4 protein-coding genes are annotated in these 4,170 nt (G+C 49.5%); 2 read left to right on the forward strand and 2 right to left on the reverse strand.

The genetic code is table 11. From position 1 onward, the window contains the following. The coding region (locus Q1V74_RS04905; RefSeq protein WP_300647318.1) for a carboxylesterase family protein at positions 1 to 929 on the reverse strand (929 nt) is incomplete at its 3' end. Beyond that, positions 926 to 2,152 (reverse strand): acyl-CoA dehydrogenase, encoded by a 1,227-nt coding sequence (locus tag Q1V74_RS04910; RefSeq protein ID WP_300647319.1) that lies wholly within the window; start codon positions 2,150 to 2,152, stop codon positions 926 to 928. The genes Q1V74_RS04910 and Q1V74_RS04905, both read right to left, overlap by 4 nt. Positions 2,153 to 2,407: 255 nt before the next feature. On the opposite strand from Q1V74_RS04910, the gene Q1V74_RS04915 reads away from it, so the two are divergent. Next, positions 2,408 to 2,923, forward strand: a complete 516-nt coding sequence (locus tag Q1V74_RS04915) for a flavin reductase family protein (protein ID WP_260649382.1) — start codon at positions 2,408 to 2,410, stop codon at positions 2,921 to 2,923. Positions 2,924 to 2,959: 36 nt separating this feature from the next. Then, positions 2,960 to 4,006 (forward strand): peptidase M29, encoded by a 1,047-nt coding sequence (locus Q1V74_RS04920; protein ID WP_300647320.1) that lies wholly within the window; start codon positions 2,960 to 2,962, stop codon positions 4,004 to 4,006. The last annotated feature ends 164 nt before the right edge of the window (positions 4,007 to 4,170 follow it).

Genomic DNA, 4,170 nt, shown 5'->3' on the forward strand with positions numbered 1-4,170 from the left:
GTTTTGTAATCATCCCTGTCAAAGAAAAATGCAGAAGACTCATCCGCCGTGTAGCGAATATACCAAGCTTGAGCATGACTATGCTGCGCCGCCCACTCTGGTTCCAGAAAAGCAGGAGGAATATCAGGCCCCTCTGTAGGCAGAAAAGCAGAGGGAGCATAACCCAACTGAAATGAGTGCTGCGGTAAAGCCTGCATGCCTAGACGAAGAAGCTCTGTAGCAGAACAAGCCAAAACATCCACGCCTGTCTGATTCATCCCATGCCAAACCGTTTGCTGCTGCGACTCCGTCCAGGGTGCCCTTGTCCCCATGCTTAATAAGGCCACGCGATCGATCATGCCTTTGAACTCTGGCAAAGTCGAGAGTAAATGTGCATACCAGCCCCCTGCAGACTGCCCCGCCACACACAGGCGAGTCGGGTCCCCCCCAAAGCCAGCAATGTGCTTAACCACCCAATGCAAACCTAGACGTAAATCATCAACGGGTAACGACCCTATTGCTGTGGTTTGTGCATGAGCTAAAGCACCAAGTCGATAGCTTACATTCACAACAACAACTCCCTGAGCGGCCAAGCGCGCGCCCTCGTACCATGCCATAGCACCGCCCCCAGTCAGCCATGCGCCCCCATGAATAAAGACCAACACGGGTAAGCGCTCTGCCTGTGCAGGAGCCCAAACATTGACAAAAAAAGCATCCTCTGACTGGGGGTTAGCTTTAGCTTTTCCCATAGAGCTAGCTAAACGGCTCGGTAACTGCGGAAAAATGGGCACATCATGCAGCTGGCTCACCGCCAGCTGGCCCGACGCAGGGACAGCCGGTTGAAACCGTTCCGTGAACTGCGCAAAGCGCACGCCATACCAGCCATTTACCGTAACACCATCCAGTACTTGCGAGGCGGATACTTGTGGGGAAAAAGGGCTAGGGCTCATAGCTTAGTGGAAATAAAAGGGGTCTCGGTGATAGCATTACCATGCAGCTCGTACCCCATAGGAGCCGTAATGGACGCATGGCGAGTGCCTGTATTCACATCGCGCCACATCCGCCCCAATACACTGTTCTCAGCAAAAGCGGCCGTACCGTGTAACCAACATAACTCATTCATGGCTGCGACAAGCTCATGACCAGCATGTCCAATACCAGCTCGGTGCCGCGCTCTTTGCTCCAAAGGCATTGGCTCATGCCCAGACGCCGCACGATCAATGGCCGCTGCGGAGCGCTCTAACAGCAACCGAGCCCCATCAATTTTAATACTTGTCGCACCCAGATTTTGTACAAACGCCCCCGAGTCAGACTGCTTTGTATAGTGTGTATACGTAATGCCGCGCTTATTAGCTAAGCCTGCCGTGTAATCAAACCCTGCATACGCTGCACCAACCGATGGGGCTTGAATGGTCGTAGACATGGTTAAATGCGGTGTTAAGCGTCTACCAAACGTTTCTTGCGCTTCGCGCTCGGGGTCCATGCCCATTAATGCTTCAAACGTAATGACTCGGTTATGCGGTACCCACAAGTCTTCTGCAATCATCGTATTTGATCCTGAGCCACGCATACCTATGGTGTACCACGTGTCTTGAATTTCAAACTCATCACGACGCATTAACACAAAACCCACTCGAGAGGTATCAGGGTCCTCGGCACTACGCTTGATATATAAAATGCCTAATGCCCAATGTGAATGATTACTATTCGAAGCAAAAGGCCATTTTCCTTTAATGCGCCACCCCTGTCCATCAGGCACCGCAGTTCCTTGAGGCTGAGCAAAAATAGAAGCAGAGCGTATCGGCCCATTCGCAAAGACTTCATCAAGCACTGCATCCTCATAGCGGTTCGTCAACATGACGGAGCCATTAGAAATCACCACACACCACGCGGCACTGGGATCGTAATAGCCAATAGTTCGCGCCACCTCAAAGAGCATTTGCGCCCCGCCCTCATAGCCACCATAACGCTTCAATGTAGAAATATCCCAAGCACCTATTTGCTCCAGCGCCTCGACCGAGGCTTGGGGCAATAGACGCTGACGATCGGCAACCACTGCCTGCTCTCTAAGCAAAGGGCCAATTTCGTGTACCCGCTGCACCATTTGCTCTACTTCTTCACGCGCAGGTGGCTGTGACATAACAATTCGATTATCAGTGGCTAAAAGCGACATTATCTTCCCCTAATCAAAACATGCAAAATAAATACGGTCGTTTGTTATATGCAATATTAGAACGAGGTAGACAGATTCTATTATTATGGTTTTCCCTCAAATCTTTATTTATCAATAGATCCAACTCCCCTTTAAGCATAAAGGTTTTCCCTAGGTTTGTTGCTATTTTCTGTTGATCGCACAATACTTGCACTATAAACCTATTAAAAACCTGTTTACTTTGAGCGCAATCGTTTTGGCATGAAGGATAAAGATATGACTGGAGACCACCACTTTGATCAGGCCCAACTACGCGAAGCTTTTGGACTGTTCCCATCGGGTGTAGCCGCTATTGCCGCACAACATGACCATGCACCGCACGTGATTGTGGCCTCTAGCTTTTCTGTGGGTGTTTCTTTACAACCACCTCTAGCGGCTTTCTTTGTTCAGAAGCACTCCTCTACTTGGCGCTTTTTACAACATGCGGAACGCCTAGGCGTATCCATTCTGAGTTATGAGCATGCACAGATTTGCCGTCAATTGGCAGGACAAGATAAAAACCAGCGCTTCGAAGGGGTGGATTATCACGTCACAGCAACGGGTGCCATTCAACTCGCAAAAGCCCCCATTTGGTTTGAATGTTCTATTTACGATGTCCATCCTGCGGGGGACCATCTTTCTGTACAACTACTAATTCAAAAACTGAACATACAAAAAGACACCACCCCACTGGTTTATCATCAGTCACGCTTTTTCCCCTTAGACGCCACCACGACCGCCTTATCGGCCTAAATGTAATTTTATTATTGATAAATAGGAGACCGTCCCGTGCTAGTAGAACGTATCGAAGGTAAATGGATTGCTGATTTTGTAGAGGTTTTTCAATTATGCCAAGTCAAACCCGGTGAAAGCGCGGCGATCTTATCCGAATCCCAATCACGCCCTATCTTGCCTCAGCTAGCGGAACTGGCGCTTAGCCAACTGGGAGCGCAAGTCTTTCATATCACAATCCCATCACCCCGTAATCACGAGGCTGTACCCTTACGTTCTACAGGCACCTCGCTGGCTTTAGCTAATCACCCTTCTGTCATACAGGCATTAGCGCATACTTCCTTTGTCGTGGACTGCACTGTAGAAGGGTTATTGCATGCCGTAGAAAGAAATGCGCTATTAGCTCATGGTGCACGTATTATGATGATTAGTAACGAGCACCCAGAAATTCTTGAGCGTGTTAAACCCAGCCTAGAAGTCCACAAAAAAAGCCAAATCGGCGGGCAAATGATCAGTACTGCCAGCACCATGCATGTTAGCTCTGCAGCCGGCACCGACTTAACCGTGGATTTAACAGATGTTGTAGGAAGAGGCAGTGCAGGCATCGCCGATAAACCAGGCAGCTTTGGGTATTGGCCTGCCGGTCTTTGTATTTGCTACCCAAGCAACGGCAGCGTCAATGGCAGGGTCGTCTTAGACCGCGGGGATCTTAATCTAACGTTTAAGCGCTATCTGGAATCCCCCGTCACGCTCCATATAGAAAACGATTTTGTGGTGCATATTGAGGGCACAGGCGTGGATGCCGAGTTGATTCGCTCCTATTATGCCAACTGGAAAGAACCCGATGCCTATGCCGTCAGCCATGTCGGCTGGGGTATGGCTCCCGCAGCACGTTGGGACGCCATGGTCATGTATGACAAACGTGATACCAATGGCACCGAACAACGTGCTTTTGCAGGCAACTTTTTAATCTCTACGGGCGCTAATCCTGCCGCGAACCGTTTTAGCTCATGTCACTTTGATTATCCCATGCGTAACTGCACGGTGCGCTTAGACGATACGATTGTTGTGAAAGAAGGGGTGTTGCAAGGAGAGCTGGCGTAACCTTTTGCTTAAGCGTTTTCTTTAACCGCCTTTTTTACTATTCACCTTTGTATGTCTACTCGATATCGACTACTTAGCTTTCATCAAAGCCAAAGCTCAAGGCCTGCGTTTCTATCTCAAATGCGCAGCGCAACACATCAGCGCGACATGATATTACGCGCCAC

The organism is Paenalcaligenes sp., from assembly GCF_030152715.1.
Taxonomy (GTDB): domain Bacteria; phylum Pseudomonadota; class Gammaproteobacteria; order Burkholderiales; family Burkholderiaceae_B; genus Paenalcaligenes; species Paenalcaligenes hermetiae.

Excerpts from the sequence above, each read along its gene's own strand:
- Q1V74_RS04910 (WP_300647319.1), bottom strand. The coding sequence starts at position 2,152 with ATGTCGCTTTTAGCCACTGATAATCGAATTGTTATGTCACAGCCACCT.
- Q1V74_RS04915 (WP_260649382.1), top strand. The coding sequence starts at position 2,408 with ATGACTGGAGACCACCACTTTGATCAGGCCCAACTACGCGAAGCTTTT.